12 protein-coding genes are annotated in these 16,524 nt (G+C 47.1%); 5 read left to right on the forward strand and 7 right to left on the reverse strand.

Annotated features, from left to right (window positions below):
• Positions 1 to 12 precede the first annotated feature (12 nt).
• The gene (locus tag IEY09_RS01145) at positions 13 to 1,002 is read right to left on the reverse strand and encodes a hypothetical protein (protein WP_188869496.1); all 990 of its coding nucleotides are present in this window, start codon (positions 1,000 to 1,002) and stop codon (positions 13 to 15) included.
• A gap of 254 nt (positions 1,003 to 1,256) precedes the next feature.
• Here IEY09_RS01145 and glnE point away from each other — a divergent pair, with 254 nt between their 5' ends.
• The gene (gene glnE, locus IEY09_RS01150) at positions 1,257 to 4,121 is read left to right on the forward strand and encodes a bifunctional [glutamate--ammonia ligase]-adenylyl-L-tyrosine phosphorylase/[glutamate--ammonia-ligase] adenylyltransferase (protein WP_188869498.1); all 2,865 of its coding nucleotides are present in this window, start codon (positions 1,257 to 1,259) and stop codon (positions 4,119 to 4,121) included.
• A 60-nt stretch (positions 4,122 to 4,181) separates the two neighbouring features.
• Entirely contained in the window at positions 4,182 to 5,150 is a 969-nt protein-coding gene (locus IEY09_RS01155) for a sensor domain-containing diguanylate cyclase (protein WP_188869500.1), read from the forward strand.
• A 46-nt stretch (positions 5,151 to 5,196) separates the two neighbouring features.
• Here IEY09_RS01155 and IEY09_RS01160 read toward each other — a convergent pair whose 3' ends face one another.
• Positions 5,197 to 6,156, reverse strand: coding sequence for a sodium-dependent bicarbonate transport family permease (locus IEY09_RS01160; RefSeq protein ID WP_169547178.1), 960 nt, complete (start codon positions 6,154 to 6,156; stop codon positions 5,197 to 5,199).
• A gap of 136 nt (positions 6,157 to 6,292) precedes the next feature.
• Between IEY09_RS01160 and IEY09_RS01165 the strand changes: the two genes are divergently transcribed.
• Positions 6,293 to 7,285, forward strand: coding sequence for a LysR family transcriptional regulator (locus tag IEY09_RS01165; protein ID WP_047539568.1), 993 nt, complete (start codon positions 6,293 to 6,295; stop codon positions 7,283 to 7,285).
• Positions 7,286 to 7,336: 51 nt separating this feature from the next.
• On the opposite strand, the gene zapE is transcribed toward IEY09_RS01165, so the two are convergent.
• Positions 7,337 to 8,542, reverse strand: coding sequence for a cell division protein ZapE (gene zapE, locus IEY09_RS01170; RefSeq protein ID WP_188869502.1), 1,206 nt, complete (start codon positions 8,540 to 8,542; stop codon positions 7,337 to 7,339).
• 205 nt (positions 8,543 to 8,747) lie between these two features.
• Between zapE and IEY09_RS01175 the strand changes: the two genes are divergently transcribed.
• Positions 8,748 to 9,518 (forward strand): bactofilin family protein, encoded by a 771-nt coding sequence (locus IEY09_RS01175; RefSeq protein ID WP_188869504.1) that lies wholly within the window; start codon positions 8,748 to 8,750, stop codon positions 9,516 to 9,518.
• An 86-nt stretch (positions 9,519 to 9,604) separates the two neighbouring features.
• On the opposite strand, the gene IEY09_RS01180 is transcribed toward IEY09_RS01175, so the two are convergent.
• The gene (locus tag IEY09_RS01180; protein ID WP_372841853.1) at positions 9,605 to 11,113 is read right to left on the reverse strand and encodes a M16 family metallopeptidase; all 1,509 of its coding nucleotides are present in this window, start codon (positions 11,111 to 11,113) and stop codon (positions 9,605 to 9,607) included.
• Entirely contained in the window at positions 11,110 to 12,525 is a 1,416-nt protein-coding gene (locus tag IEY09_RS01185) for a M16 family metallopeptidase (protein WP_188869506.1), read from the reverse strand. The genes IEY09_RS01180 and IEY09_RS01185 overlap by 4 nt, the downstream gene beginning before the upstream one ends.
• 159 nt (positions 12,526 to 12,684) lie before the next feature.
• Here IEY09_RS01185 and IEY09_RS01190 point away from each other — a divergent pair, with 159 nt between their 5' ends.
• The gene (locus IEY09_RS01190; RefSeq protein WP_037421721.1) at positions 12,685 to 13,512 is read left to right on the forward strand and encodes an N-acetyl-ornithine deacetylase; all 828 of its coding nucleotides are present in this window, start codon (positions 12,685 to 12,687) and stop codon (positions 13,510 to 13,512) included.
• 358 nt (positions 13,513 to 13,870) lie between these two features.
• Here the strand turns inward: IEY09_RS01190 and IEY09_RS01195 are convergent, their stop codons facing one another.
• Positions 13,871 to 14,785 carry a L,D-transpeptidase family protein gene (locus tag IEY09_RS01195; RefSeq protein WP_037421718.1) on the reverse strand — a complete coding sequence of 305 codons (915 nt, stop codon included), beginning with the start codon at positions 14,783 to 14,785 and terminating at the stop codon, positions 13,871 to 13,873.
• Between the two features lie 171 nt (positions 14,786 to 14,956).
• Positions 14,957 to 16,513 (reverse strand): nitric oxide reductase transcriptional regulator NorR, encoded by a 1,557-nt coding sequence (gene norR, locus IEY09_RS01200; protein WP_188869508.1) that lies wholly within the window; start codon positions 16,511 to 16,513, stop codon positions 14,957 to 14,959.
• Between the last annotated feature and the right edge of the window lie 11 nt (positions 16,514 to 16,524).

Raw genomic sequence — 16,524 nt, forward strand, 5'->3', positions numbered from 1 at the left:
AGATCCTTTACGTTACTTGCCTCGGCGCACACTGCGGGTCGTGCGGTTGCTGGAATTACGGAAACTGCTGTCTTTAGAATAGTTTGAGCGGAATTTACTGCCAGATTGCGCGCCTGACTTATCTGCTGAGCTTGAACCCGCAGTATTTGCTTTGGGGGCGCTAGTGCTCTCGCGGGAGAGAGCGGTTGAGCCTGTACGTGATTTTGCATAGGGGCTATCGAAGCGCTTTCCTTGAGAATCGAAACGTTTTTTCGTTTCTGCAAAGACTCTAGCTTGAGCTTCTACCTGTTTTGGCGAGGTGTAGCGATATCGGCCAACGTCGTTGTAATAACTATATCCACGGTTACCTGACCAGCGGTCGTAATAGATTGGACGCTGAAAAATGTTGGAGAACATGGAATACATGCCGTACCAAGCCCAGAAAGACATACCACTAGAGTCAGTCTGCCAACTTCCATAAGCGGGGTTACCCACTAGTTGACTACCAGGGCCATAGTCCTCGGCATTATTGGCAAGGGCCGCCGCTTCACGGCTGATGGCATTGACACGGGCAAGCTTACCCTCTGACATATCTGCGATCACGTTCACCGGATCGGATAGCATGTCGTTATACAGGCTAGGATCGGCTGCTTGATAGAGATTCTCAACCTCGGCTAATTGTTGGTCGAGATCGGTAAAGTTGGCCGAATTTTTGGCATCAGCTAAGCGGCGTTTTAGCGAGGCATACATGGGCCCTTCGGCGGTTGCATCCTTGGCTAATTCATCTACTAATGGCGCCAAATCGGGCTTTTGCTGTTTTAGCAAGCTGCTATATTGCTTGAGCAGATTAGCATTACGCACCTGACCGTCATCAAGCATGGTATTGAGGGTTGTGAGACGCTGCTCTGTGAGTTGTTGATACTTCTCTATTTTCTCCGGCCGATCATCGCCACAACCCGTTAGCGATAAGGTCGCGGCCAAAATGAGCATCGACGTGAGAACACGCATTAGCATTCCTGCCATGTTTTCTCCAAAAGTGCTGAAATAAAACTCAAATATGGGCGGACAATAATAATCAACTTGCCCAATATGTTTGCCTCACAGGTTATAGTACCCTAAACAGCCAAGAAAGAGGGGTTGCTCTCTTGAGGGAACTTAAGTTTTGCCATTTATAGAAACACGCGTTAAGGCATAGCAACTTTGTTAAACCTGATGCGATTTCATTCTATATCATTTGTGACATAATATGTCGATGTTTAAATTTGTTAGGGATTATTATGGCCGTACAAAAAGACAGTAATAAGTCATTGTCTCCCCTCATCACTCAAGCCGCAGAGCGCCATTGGGCACGTCTCGCTGAAGTATGGTCAGAAGGACTGGCAAATTTAACGCCTGCGCAGCAGCAGGAACTAAAAAACGTTTTAGGATTAAGCGATTATATCGCGGCGCAGTTAACTCGTTCTCCTGAATGGATCAACACCCTGTTTGCCGATGATTTGCAGCAAGTCGAACGAAAATTGTTTGATGCTCAGTTACGCGAGTTATTAACCAGCGCCACTACCGAAGACATGGCAAAACGCCTATTGCGTCGATTCCGTAATTATCAAATGGTGCGGTTAGCATGGCGAGACTTTTTAGATTACGCCAGCTTAGAGGAGTCTTTGCTCGATCTTTCTGCGCTCGCAGAGGCGTTAGTTATTGGCGCAAGGGATTGGCTTTATAAAGAGATGTGCGCGCAATACGGGACACCAATGGATAAGGCGGGTAATTCCCAACCGCTGTTAATTTTGGGTATGGGAAAACTCGGTGGCCGAGAGCTGAACTTCTCTTCTGATATCGATCTGATTTTTACTTTCCCAGAACATGGTGAAACAGTTGGTGGTCGTCGTAGTCTTGATAATCAACAGTTTTTCATCCGAATGGGACAGAGGCTCGTTAATTTACTCGACCAAATTACTGTTGATGGTTTTGTATTCCGCGTCGATATGCGCCTGCGCCCTTATGGCGAGAGCGGGCCTTTAGTCGTGAGCTTTAGTGGTCTTGAGGATTATTACCAAGAGCAAGGGCGTGATTGGGAGCGCTATGCCATGGTTAAAGCCCGCTCGCTCGGGCCTTGGAATCATTTTTCCGACGAGCTACACAGTTTGTTGCGCCCCTTTGTTTATCGCCGTTATATCGATTTTTCGGCGATTGAATCCCTGCGCAAAATGAAACAACTTATCGCTCAAGAAGTCCGCCGTCGTCAGTTAACCGACAATATTAAGCTCGGTGCAGGAGGGATTCGTGAGGTGGAGTTCGTTGTACAAAGCTTCCAGTTGATCCGTGGTGGTCGTGAACCCTCGCTGCGCCAGCAAAGTCTGTTTGGCGCTATGGGCACCCTTTATAGCCTTGGGCAGTTTGAATATCTGGCGGTCGATGAGCTAAAACACAGTTATTTATTGCTGCGCCGTGTCGAGAATCTTTTGCAAGCGATTGATGATAAACAAACGCAAACCTTGCCGAATAATCCTCTCGATTGGGAGAGGCTTTGTTATGTGCTCGAGATAGCTAATGAAACGGATCTTCGTACCCATATCGAGGCGGCGATGGCGAAAATTCATCGTCACTTTAAGGCTACCGTTGGCGGCGAAGAAGGCGAAGAAAAAGCCGAGCATTGGACGGCGCAGTTGTGGAACGTGCAGCAGGATGATCACGCAATCAACTTGTTAGCCGAGCAGCAGATTGATGATGAAAAACTCTGGCCTTTACTGAGTCGTTGGCGTGAAACCGTGACGAAACGCTCGATTGGCCCGCGTGGACGTGAAACTCTTGATAAATTAATGCCAAGGTTGCTCGACGAGCTGCTTAATCAACCTAGCCCTTCAGCGGCTTTTGAGCCTGTGTCTAAAGTGCTTGAGCAAATTTTAACGCGTACTACCTACCTTGAGTTACTGTGCGAAAACCCCGGCGCCCGTCAGCAACTGGTGAGTCTGTGCTGCGCAAGTCCTTGGATTGCGGTGCAACTTGCAAAGTTTCCTATGCTGCTTGATGAGCTTATCGACCCAGCGCATCTATACGATACAACTTCGTTGGATGATTATCCGAGTGAGCTGCGCCAGTATTTGCTGCGGGTACCAGAGGATGATATGGAGCAGCAAATGGAGGCGCTGCGCCAGTTTAAGCTGTCGCAACAACTTAAAATTGCCGCTGCGGATGTCACCGGTGTATTGCCTGTGATGCAGGTGAGTGACCATTTGACTTTTTTGGCTGAAGCTATTATCGAACAAGTGGTGATGCAGGCATGGCAGCAGATAGCGGTGCGCCATGGCGTGCCGAGTTATCTAACGGAAAGCAGCGACACGGGCTTTGCGGTGATTGGTTACGGCAAGTTAGGGGGTATTGAGCTGGGTTATGGCTCAGATTTGGATTTGGTTTTTCTGTATGAAGCGCCGGAAAATATGAGCAATAGCCTAACCAATGGTAATAGACCGATTGAAGTCGGTCATTTTTACCTTAAACTTGCTCAACGTATTCTGCACTTATTTTCGACTCGAACCACCTCGGGTGAGCTGTATGAAGTTGATATGCGCCTGCGTCCTTCGGGGGCATCGGGTCTTATGGTGAGTGAGATCGCCCGCTTTAGTGAATATCAAACCCAAGAGGCGTGGACATGGGAACATCAAGCGTTAGTGCGTTCACGTTTTGTGTTTGGTGATAATAGCTTGGCTGTCAAGTTTAGCCAAATCCGCGCTTCAGTCTTAGAGCAGCCAAGGGACAAAGACGAGCTTAAAAAAGCGGTTCGTGAGATGCGGCAGAAGATGCGCGACCATTTGCTTAAGGTTGCCGAAGGTGAGTTTGATTTAAAACAGAGTCCTGGCGGGATTGCGGATATTGAGTTTATTGCACAATACTTAGTGCTCGCCAATGCCCATGAGTACCCTGAGTTGTCAATTTGGTCAGATAATGTGCGTATCTTCGGCGTGTTGGCTGAGCTTGAGCTCTTGCCACTGATGAGCGCTCAACATTTAACCCAAAGTTATTGCTGGTTAAGGGATGAAAATCATCGCCTAACCCTACAGCAAAAATCTGGGAAGTTGGCTTACGCCGATGTAGCTGCTCATGCGGAGCGAATACTTGCTATTTATCAGGCGATACTTGAGTAAGTTATACGTGAATTCAGTCGTTAGTCTACGCTTGATAGAGAGCCATTAGCGGAGCGAAGTATGCTATTACCTCCCATTCCCGAGAATGAGTTAGCGCGTTTAGCAACCTTGCGAGCGCTGAATATTTTAAATACTGATGCTGAAGAGCGTTTCGACCGTATCACACGGCTGGCAAAAAGAATTTTTTCTGTGCCTATTTGTCTGGTCAGTTTAGTTGACGAAGATCGTCAATGGTTTAAATCTTGCCAAGGATTAGACGTCACCGAAACCTCCAGAAATATTTCCTTTTGTGGCCATGCAATAAATCATCCCGGAGTGTTTTTTATAGAAGATGCCTCAAAAGATTCCCGCTTTGCCGATAATCCCTTAGTGGTTGATGCGCCTCATATTCGTTTCTATGCAGGCTATTCTTTAACGATTAATCATTATCGAGTTGGGACTCTGTGTTTGATTGGTAGCTGTGCACGGATCTTTAGCGATGAAGATATTGAAACATTAACCGATCTCGGCAAAATGGTAGAGGCGGAATTGCTCTCTCTGTCGCAAAATATTTCTGACAAGTTAACCACAATTTCAAATCGTCGTGGTTTTGAATTATTGGCGAATAAAGCATTGGCAAGTTGTCGTCGTCAACGTGAGCAAGCAGTGTTATTTTTCTTTGATTTAGATAGTTTTAAGGAAATCAACGATAACTTTGGGCATTTAATGGGCGATCGGTTGCTGTACGATTTTGCCCATATTTTGATTGCCGCATTTAGGGAATCTGATGTTGTTGCTCGGCTTGGCGGTGATGAGTTTGTGGTGCTGTTAAGTTTTGTGAAACCCGATGCCGTTGACGTTGCCATCAAACGCTTTCAATCATTACTTGACCAATATAATCAACAGCATCCACAACAGCCCACCTTAGCGAGTAGCATAGGTATCGCCCATTGGTCACCAGAATCTGATATCAATCTTGAGGTGTTGCTCGATGCAGCAGACAAGGCAATGTATCAAGATAAAGCTGATCATTACGCAAATAAACCTTAATCGTTGGATATAAAAAGGAGACTAGAGTCTCCCTTATGACAAATTGTTATCCGGTAATTTGCATTATCCAGTGTTGGTACAAGGGTAAACCGATTAACACGTTCACCGGAAACGTAATCCCGAGGGATGCTAACATAGCGAGTCCGATATTCGCTTCGGGAATGGCGGCTCGTATGGCGGCGGGAGCGGCAATATAAGAGGCACTGGCACTTAAACCTGCAAGCACTAAGATGCTTCCGGCCGGTAACTCGAGCCATAACCCCACTCCAATCCCGCACCATGCCAAGACAAAAGGTGTGACGGCGGCAAACACTAATAAGCGCCACTGCTGTAATGGGAGTGGTAAACAGACTTTCGCTGTGACTAATCCCATCTCCAGTAAAAACAAGGCCAGTAGCGTTTTAAAACCACCGAGTAATACAGGACTAATGGGTGCAAGCCCTGTCGGACCATAAAGCCAACCGATGACGACTCCACCCACTAGGAGTATTACGCCGCGGCTGGTCAAGGCCTCATGCAGTATGCTCGATTGCTGAGTATTAGGCGCTGTAGCTTCTCGCGGCTGTTTAGCGCTTAAATATCGGTGTAACCAGAGCATAACCACAATCGCTGGGAGTTCGAGTAACACCAAATATAAGGTGGTTTCCGGTCTTAATATCATCCCTGATTTTTCCACCATGGCGATAACAACGGCAAATGTGCCTGCGCTGACCGATCCATAATGGGCTGCGATACTAATGGCATCCGTGCGTCCGAGCCGAACTAAGCGCGTGAGCACAGGGTAAAGTACTAATGGGATGATCAAACCCAGTGCAACAACAGCAACGAGTTCAGTGATCACTAAGTGTTGAGTATGACCATGCAGTGCCATTCCGCCCTTTAACCCTAAGGTCAGCATTAACAAAATGGATAGGGTTTCGTAAATGGCGGGTGGCACTTTAAGGTCGGATTTGACTAAGCCTGCGAGCAAACCTAAGGCGAAAAATGCAATGACAATATCTGGCATAAGTATCTCATTAATAAAGGCATTAATATTTTAAGGCTATCATTTTATTTGAAAACCATTGAACGCTGGAGATTCTGAACCTAATTCGATATATTGAAAAATAAATTATTTGCTAATTAGGTATAGATAATTATCTATGGATAAATCTTCTCAAGGTCAATTAAAACTTCGGCATTTGAGTTTTCGGTTACTTGAGGTTTATGTGCAGGTGGTTCGATTGGGCAATATTTCGGCGGCGGCTCGCACCCTGCACCTTACTCAGCCCACAGTGTCACTGCAACTTAAAAAGTTAGCGGATATTTTGGGCGAACCTTTGCTGAACAGTATTGATGGCCGTATGTCGCCAACCTTAATAGGGCAAGAGCTTTACCGAGCCGCCTGCGACACATTGAGCCGCTTTGAAGATTTCGATGCCTTTATCCAGCAAGCCAGAGGTGGCAGCATTGGCCATATCAATATCGGTTTAGTGACTACGGCAAAATATGTGGTACCACGGATTTTAGGGGCGTTTTATCGGCAATTTCCGCAGGTCAAAGTGACCTTAAATATCGGTAACCGCGCGCATATTTTGGGACGATTTGAGCGCCAAGAAGATGATTTATATCTCTTCAGTCATCCACCCAGTGGTGAGCAAGTGTTATCGGCGAGGATCATTAAAAATCCGCTGCAGCTTATCGCGCCTAAGGATCATTGGGCGGTTGGCCGTCAACAAGTTCGCTTTAGTGAATTGAAGCAAGAGCGTTTTATTATCCGCGAGCCCGGCTCGGCAACTCGCCTGATGTTTGAATCTTGGTGTAGCGCTCAAGGGATCGCCTTGAGTGAAACGATGCAAATTGAGAGTAATGAAGCGATCCGCTTGAGCGTGGCATCAGGCTTAGGCTTATCGGTTATTTCAGCGCACACTTTGCAGGAAGGGCGTGAAAAACCCGCAATCTTGTCAGTGAACGGATTTCCGCTGGAGAGTAATTGGTATCTTGTTGGCCGTCGGGACAAGCGTTTGCCCTATGCCGCAATGCAGCTTGTGGCGTTTATGGCGACCCATCTTGCCGAGTGTATCGAACCAGAGTGGGTTGCGGCGGATATTCAACAGTTAAGTGCTATCTTTGCGCCTGAAAGTTTGTCTCGGTAAAGGTTTACGGCAGAGGTTGACCGCTGCCGCTTCTTTGGGCGTGTTGAGGGTTCAGGATTGTTTTGTGCTGTGGCTCATTTCTATTAGCCGACTATAGGTGCGTCGAAACTCAAAACTGAGGGCGCCGCCTTGATAGAGATCCATCAGTGGGACGTCGCAGCTTAAATATAAACTGACATCTTGATCGTATAACTCATCGATAAGGCTGATAAAACGCCGAGCAGGATCATCGTTGGCGGCGTAAGAGAGTTGCCGCTCTCCCGTAGTTGCCGCTTGGTTTGCACCAGTGCCATCCTCAGTGCCGCGGGCGCGGATCCAGCTTTTTACTTCGCCGCCCAGTTTGGGAACACCGCTCAGCATTACGATCTTAAATCGACTGGCAATTTCGATGTAATCGAGTTGTGAGCGCGGGCCATCACACAGGGCATAAAAGTCGAACCAAGCAGCGGAGGGGAGATGGCCTTCAGCTGTGGCGCGCACGACGGGGATATCACGCTGGCAGACTCGCAGAGTTCTTGTTTGAACAGTGTTTGCGCCTTGAGTGAGCGTGGTAAAAATACCATCAAAATCCAGTGTGCCAGTCAGCCCAATATTCTTTGAGATGGCGGCAATGGCCTCTGCCGACGGTTCGTGATTCAAGGCGTGCAACCTGTGGTCTTGCTCGCCATTCAGATGCAGCATTTGGGTATGGGCCAGGAGCTGGGCAATGTAGGGTAAAAATCTGTGCCTTGCGAGGCCATTTTCATATAAGCGTTCGATGGGAATGTTGGATGTGGCAACCAGCACGACTCCTTGGGCAAACAAGGTTTCAAACAAACCAGCGAGGATCATGGCATCGCCAATATCTGAGACAAAAAACTCATCGAAGCAGAGTACCTTACACTCCTTTGCTAAATTTTTTGCGATCAGTTTTAGGGGATCGCGCTGCCCTGCATGTTCCTTTAAGGCCTGGTGCACTCGCGCCATAAAGCGGTGAAAGTGCAATCTCAGTTTTCCTTGCTGTGGCAGGGCATCAAAGAACAAATCCATCAGAAAGGTTTTACCGCGCCCGACATCGCCCCATAGATATAATCCTTTGAGTGGCTGAGCGTCTGTTCTACCAATAATCTGCTGATACAACTTATCTAAGGCGAGTACTGCCTGCGCCTGCGCGGGATCTTCAATCAACTCGAACCCGATTTTAGCTTGATAAATGGCTAATGGTGTTTGGTTTTGGGTTGACGGTGACAACGGGTTGAAGGTCATGGAATTTGTCATAAATTGAGTCAATTTTAGGCGGTGCTAGGACCAATATGGGGTGGGATATCAGCCCAATCGTCTTCAGCCTAACATAGATTGTTGCAGGGCTAAAATCTTGTCTAAAACACAGCCTAGTTAAATATCAAAGGAATCCAATGCTTTATTATTGAGAACTTTTAACTTAACATCTTTTTCACAAAAATAATGATCTGGAACTAAACCTATGGGTAGCAAAGGCCATAGTGCCACATTTATCAGTGCCTCAACCGCAATTGAAGGTGAGATGCAACTGGCGGGCACGGCATTCGTTTCGGGGGCATTAACAGGTAAGATCCGCGGTGCTGGACTGATTAAAATCGAGTTTGGCGGTGAGATCACGGGTGAAGTGAGTTGTGATGAACTGAGAGTTTGCGGGGTTTTTCGTGGCAAAGTGCGTTGTAATAAGTTAGTGATTATGAGTTCTGGTGTCGTTGAAGGCGAAGTGTTGAGCCATCAATTAGAGATTTATGAGGGCGGACAATTTATCGGTCAGCGCCTAAAAAATACTGAATTGGATCATTTGCCCGATTTACTTCAGACCTTAGCGCCAGACGTTATTGTTTCCAATGCGAAAACCGCTCACGTTAACGCCTTATATGCCAGCGAGCCTAAAGATCATCGGCAGGGAGTACACAAATGGTTGTCCTATGGCGCTGCCGCAGTTGCGCTCATCGCGGTTGCTGGAATGATGGCACCAACACCGTTGACTTCATGGTTCACAACCCTTGGTCAAGCGGCTTCAACGTCAGTGAGTACTGAGCCGAGTCCGTCAGTGACAACTGAGTCTATGTTGTTATCGCCAGTAAAAGATGACTCTTTAGCGCCGAATGGCGTTATGGCCGCTACCGATAACGAGTCGCAAAATGCTGCATTGATAACCTCGGATAAGGTCGAGACCAGCAGTGCTGAACATCATCAAGCCCATACGAATATCGACTCAGGCGCTGCTATGTAAGATTGAGCACAAATGGCACAAAGCCATGCCCCTATGCTTAAACTCAGCACGGCGAGAGATGTTCCTACGGGCAAACTATAATCATATTATTCATTTACCTTCACCACCTCGAGTTTCCAGTCAGGCAGCTTAGCTGAGAGATCCGCCGAGATTTTAGCGACATCTCCCCGTAAAATGATTAGAGGTTCACCATAAAACGCTTGTTGTGCTAATTGCATCAACTGACTGGGCGATAGTGCCTGCAGTTTAAGGTTTATGGCTTGTATCGATTGTGGATCTAATCTAAGCACCTGTTGATGAATAAATTGGGTTTCGCTCAGGTTAGGATTATCTTGCGTTAACAAGGCTTCGCCAATCAGATAGGTTTTGAGGGCGGCTAATTCCCCTTCGCTTGCAGGCGTTGAAGCCAGCAGTTTCAAATGATCTAAGATCCCCACCACAAAGGCGCCCGTATGTTCTATTGCCGTGCTGCCATAAAACTTGATGCTAGTGGAGAGTGGTGCATTGGCGCACTGACCATAGATCCCGTAGGTCAAACCGCGCTTTTCTCGCAAATCGTAATAGAGTCGCCCGGAAAAACTGCGTCCTAAAAGTGCGGCTAAGCTGCGGCAAGCTAATGGCATATCCTGCGCTGACAAATGCTTATCGTCGAGGGCATACCCTATTCGCACTTGTGTTTGCACACTACCCGGTGCATCAATCAAATACAGCGTGCGGGATTGTGGTGGCTGTTGAGTGTTGATGAGGTGTGATGATGAGTGCGTATTTATGCGAGTTGGCCACTGGCTGAGGCTCTGCTTAATATCAAACTCGGTTTGCGCATGATTAGGTAAAAATAACTGCCAGTTTGCCTGAGCAAAGGTGTTCTGCTGTAGCCGCGACAGTTCGCTTAGGCTAAGTGAGTCAAACAAGGCCTGATTGTTGATGTTCTTGTTGTAGGGATGTGCAGTCCCTAGGAGTTTGTCCCGCCAGACTTTATCGATTTCGGCGCCACTAAAGGCATTTAAATGCTTATTAAGCTTCAATTGACGACGAATATTATCGATATCGATTGCCGCCGTTTCACTAAATGCATCGGGCTGCCAAAACTGTATCAGTAACTGGTAGAGATGATTAGCTGATGCGGGGCACGTTAAGCTGATATTAATGCTATGCAGCGTGACTCGAGTTTCGAAGGTTTCAAGGCAAGCATCGGCTTGGGTCAGCGCTAGGCTACGAGCTTTTTCCTGAAAGGCGACTTGTAAAATATCAGGATTATCAAAGGGTATAGTGGGGCTAATTGCTACTAGGCTCATTCTGTTACTAAGGTTTTGAGTCGCGCTAGTCGTACGCTGTAACTGGTAAGGTAGGGTGACGCCATTGGGGGTGACATCAATAAAAGGTTGCTCATTGGGAAGATAAATATTCCCGACTTGAGGTAGGTTGGGTTGGGTATCAAAGTTTGCCAAACTGGGCGCTTGAGTTGGGGTAAAGCTAAGCGGCGTCTGCTGACAGGCGCCAAGTATGACTGCAATAAGCCCAATACTCATGGTTTGCAGTGCGTTAGATAATCTTGATGTTGGCATTAAGCAGTTGTATCTGAATGTTTTCATCATAGCACTGCATCCTCTAAATCGTCGCTAATACCTGCGGGTAACCATTCGAGTAAGGTTTTTCCAAAGCGGATATACCAAGGCGGTAACAGATCAACCCTGACCATATTGGGAGTAAAGTATTGCAGGGCAACGCGCTGGATATCCGCTGTGGTTACTGCGTTAATCCTTTCCCATTGCGCCGTTAAGGGATGGGCTTGATCCTGTTTGTCGGTGGCTGATAGTAAGGTGGCTAGGGATTGAGTGTTGTCGAGCTGCCCCAAACGCTGATTTAACCAGGTTTGCTTGAGCTGACAAAGCGTTGCATCACTTATGCGAGTTTGTTGGGTTTGCTTAATTAACGCTAAGACCATGTCGGTTAGCGCATTAAGGGAGGTTTTTGCCCTTGGCACTAATACCAGATTGGTTATGCCATGATTTTCTAGCTCAAAGGGCAGTGAATAACTCAACATTTGTGCCGGATCGTGCAGGCTGATTTGTGCGAGGGCGCTGCGAGTATTTTGAAATAAATAGCCTTCTAGCAGGCGTATAGCGGCAGCATCGGGATGATTTTTACCTACCGTATGCCACGCAAGCAGTAAGCCGGGCCAAGGGCCACGTTCATCAATGAGCTCCGCATGCACGGGCTTAGGGTTAATTTTTAGCTCGTCAAATTTGGCAATCGGCTGATTAGGCGTGGGCCAAGCACTAAAGTGTTGTGCTATAAGCGACTTGACGTCGGAGGGAAGTGTGCCGACCAGAGATAGCTGCATCGCATCGGGACGATAATGGGCGCGATGAAAGGCGATTAACCGCTCGGGACTTGCCTGAGTAATATCCTCACGGCTACCGATAATACCGTGGTCATAGGGCGTATCTTTAACCTGTGCTAGCAGAAATTCCATCGCACTACGCACATAGGGTTGATTATCTATGGTCTGCGCCATCTCTTGGAGCACGGTTTCTTGCTGATTTTTCACTGTGGTTTCGGTCAAATTGGGGCGAATAAAACGATCGGCCTCGAGGAACAAGCCCAAGGCGAGGGCTTGGCTCGGCAGAGTGACATAGTAATTGGTGTAATCGAAGTGGGTGCTGGCATTAAAGCGGGCGCCTAAGGCGCTTAGCTGTTGTGCATAGGTGTCGCCGGGTGCCTGTTCACTGCCCTTGAATAACATATGCTCGAACAAATGCGCGTATCCCGTTTGCCCCTTAGTCTCGTTGCGCGCCCCCACAGTAAATTGGCTGGCAATGGTGAGGGTGTGTTTATCCTCAAGGGGCAATAAGTGTACGGTAAGGCCATTCGCGAGGGAGTAAGTTTCGATGCGTGATTCTAATTGATATAGCGTTGCAGCGCCTTCGATTTGACATTGTGCCTTGAGCGCTGGACTAAGCAGCATTACCAATATAGCAAGTCCAAGGCGGGTGTGTGTGTTCATTTGGCATCCCATCTCAATTTCCGATTGATGGCATAACGCAGTGGTGGTGTTGGCGCGTCAGACACTCGTCGGATTTCATCTAAATCAGTTGAATAGCATTCAGTTTTTGTAAAGAGCTGCTATGATGGCACAGTTCTTTTTCTGGCATAAGTACAAGATATGGTAAGCAGATCTCCGTTCGAATCCTTTCAGTGGAAAAGCGATATTTTTAACTGTGAAAGCACTGATATCGATAATTTTTATCTACAGCTTGAGCAGGAAATGTCCCGTTTGGGGATGGTTGAGAAAAAACTCGGTGACGTGGGTAAATACAGTGTCAGTCTGTATCAGTCACCTGCCGCGAAATCTGGCTTACCTTCGTTATTGATCAGCGCAGGATTTCACGGTGAAGAGTCAGCTGGTCCTTGGGGATTACTGCACTTTTTAAGTGAGGCATCAGTCGAATTATTCGAACGGGTAAACTTAAGTATTTTGCCCTTGGTGAATCCAACGGGGTTTAAACGCGGCCACCGATTTAACAAATTTGGTGAAAACCCTAACCGAGGCTTTGTATTTGAAAACGGTAAACCTAAGGCAAATGAGAGCACCTCAGTTGAAGGTAAATTACTGTTAGAACACGCACAATTACTGATTGCGGCGAGTCGTGATGGTATTTTAACCTGCCATGAAGACGTCTTAAGTCATGAAGCTTATGTTTATTCTTTTGAGCCAAGCCAAGTGCCAGGGCGTTTTAGTCTCGATTTACGCGATACGCTGGCAGGATATTTCCCCATCGCTGTTGATGGTGAGATTGATGGTTGCCCGGTTAAAGATGGCTTGATTTTCAATCATTTCGATACCTCGTTTGAGGCATGTTTAGTGCGTAGTGGCGCGCGTGTTGGCGCCTGTACCGAAACGCCTGCGTTACAAAACTTTGATCAACGGGTGTTAGCAAATAGCGCGGCAATGACCCACTTCTTAGCGCTATGCGCGCCTTTATGTGATTGATTACAAAGCTTGATTGCAACCAATATAAAAATACCCGCCGAGGCGGGTATTTTTATAGAGTAAGCAGCGTTAACTGCGTACTAGGGCGTGTTGACGTTTCAGGGTTATTTTTGCAGCAGTTTGGCTGGTTTTTATGCAAGGCAAAGTCCGTGCAGTGTAGTTATTCTACATAAACGGACGATAACGCGGCAGAAAAGCCAGCCAAATACTGCCCGAAGGGTTCGTTTGGCAAGCCCTTGCTCTTTGTCACTCGTCATTTGAGTAGAATAACTACACATCATTCCTCGTTTCGCGAGCACGAACTTGCCAGAACGAACAAAATTTAATCTCGAAACGTCAACACGCCCTAGCCATACAACTATTGATTAATAATTGTCGGTACGCCTGTGCGCTCGTCCAGTAGCTTTTTAATCACGCTGGAGTCGGTATCAGCTTTGGCAATAAACTTAGCGATGTCTTTTGGTAAAGCAATTGCCACAGGTTCGTTTGACTCAAACTCAGCAATAGTGCGTGATAGCGGCTGATGCACGGCTAAATAACGCTTTCCATCTGGCTCTTCGGTCGCTTTAATCGGTTGGTTAACAAATTGTACACGTGTTCCAACTGGCACGGTTTTGAACAGATGTTCAATGTCATCGTGACGTAAACGCACGCAGCCTTGGCTAACACGTAAACCAATACCGAAGCTTGCGTTGGTACCATGGATGGCATACAAGTTACCAATGTAGAGTGCATAGAGCCCCATTGGGTTATCTGGACCTGCTGGCCATACTGCTGGCAGAATTTCGCCCCTTGCCGCATATTCTTTACGAATGCGTGGCGTTGGTGTCCATGTCGGGTTAGCACGTTTACGTTGCACGCTGGTTACCCAGTTTTCTGGCGTGTCTTTACCAATTTGGCCAATACCGATAGGTAGAACTTCCACGGTATTTTTGCCTTTTGGATAGTAATACAGACGCATTTCAGCAACGTTGATTACTATGCCTTCACGTGGCGCATTGGGCAGAATTAATTGTTTAGGAATTAACAATTTACTGCCTGGCTTTGGAAGAAACGGATCAACACCAGGGTTTGCTTCCAGCAAGTTGCTTAGGCCGAGTTGGAACTGAGCGGCAATATCTTCGAGGGTATGTTTACCCTCTGGTACTGTGTAATACAGGTTCTCGCCAACTAACCGGCTCTTAGAAGACGGTAAAGGATATTCCGTTGCTAAAGCGGAGAGACTTGGAAAAACCAAAGTCAATAATAAAGCTGTGGTGCGAAGCATACTCATAAGCGGATACTACGATTCCTGTTAATAAAATAACCTGTTTTACGCGGCAGTTTCTTCCCAAAATCGGGCGGCAAATTGTAATACACAATGCACTGGCGCGCGAAGCTCGCATCCTTCCTTATTTTGGATATTATTTCAACTGAAATATGGTTCATAAAGCGTATTTATTGCTTATTTTAGCTTTAAACGTTTTGCGAGCCGATGCAGATTACCTGGGTCAACTCCTAATGTCCTTGCCGTGGCAGCCCAATTGCCAGTATGTGTGGTAAAGACTTGTTTGATGTAGTTGCGCTGAAATGTGTCGGTTGCTAGGGATAAGCTAACAAACTCTTGCTGGATTTGCGTTGCATTGCTCAACGGCGTAATTGCCAATGAACTCATTTTTGAGGTGTTAAGTGTAAAAGGCAAATCGAAATGTTGTGGCGCAATGGTGCAGCAGCCGTCCTGTGCGGTTACGCGTGCTAGAACCGTCGCCCTATGGATAGCGTGTTCTAGTTCGCGTACATTACCCGGCCAAGTATATTGATTGAGCAAGAGTAGGCTACTGTTGCTGAAGTTAAGTTGTTTCATCCCGAGTTTTTGCCTGTAGCGTTCAGCAAAGAATCCGCTCAGAAGTGTGATGTCCTGTTCGCGCTCCCGTAAGGGCGGAACCAGTATCGGAAATACACTTAACCTATGGTAAAGGTCTGCCCTAAAACGACCTGCAAGCACTTCTGTTTTAAGATCTTTATTGGTTGCGGCTATGATGCGGACATCGACTTTTAGGCTGCGATCATCACCTACCTTTTGTATGTCGCCATATTGTAATACTCGCAATAACTTAGCTTGGAGTGTGAGGGGCAGTTCGCCAATCTCGTCTAGAAAGAGTGTCCCTTTGTCGGCCATTTCAAATTTGCCACTGCGATGGCTAATTGCACCTGTAAACGCACCTTTGATATGACCAAAGAGTTCGCTTTCGGCAACCGATTCGGGGAGTGCTGCACAATTTAGATAGACCAATGGTTTACTGGATCTTGCAGATTTTTGATGTATCGCCTGGGCGACTAACTCCTTGCCTGTACCGGTCTCGCCCAAGATCAGCACATTCAGATCGCTATGGGCTACGACTTCAATCTCTCGGTTCAAACTTTGCATTAAGGGCGAATGGCCAATGATTTCGGCATTCTGGCTCAGGTTAGGGCTATTTTCTTGTGCATGGGTTGAATGGCTGTTTAGGGCCATACGTTCAAGTTTTTCAACCAGTAAAGCATTGCTTAAAGATGCTGCTGCAATGGCACTTAAACTGCGTAGCTCGGCATTGCTGAATTGATCAAATTGCAGAGGATTAAAAGCATCGATAGTTACGGCCCCGATAAGCTGTTCATCGGCAAATAACGGTAGTCCGATACAGGCATGCACTTTTAATGCGCCTGTTTGATTGGGGATTAAACCATCGTAAGGGTCTGCAAGTTCGCTGTCAGCTGGGAAGCGCACTATATCCCCCGCACGGGCAATAGCCTCAAGCCTTGGGTGCTCATTAAGGATAAAACGTCTGCCTAGTACGTCATCATTCAAACCATCGATGGCGAGTGGGGTAAAATACTGACCATGAAACGTGAGTAGCGCAGCGGCATCACAGTGTAAGTTTTCTCTAACGGTATTGAGCAGCCGTGAGAAGCGGTCTCTATGGGCTAAACCTGAGGTGATATCGAGGGCGATACGGGTAAGATCGGTTTGACTAAGGGCCATAAAAACTCCAG

The sequence above is a fragment of the Shewanella xiamenensis genome, from assembly GCF_014647135.1.
Lineage (GTDB): Bacteria > Pseudomonadota > Gammaproteobacteria > Enterobacterales > Shewanellaceae > Shewanella > Shewanella xiamenensis.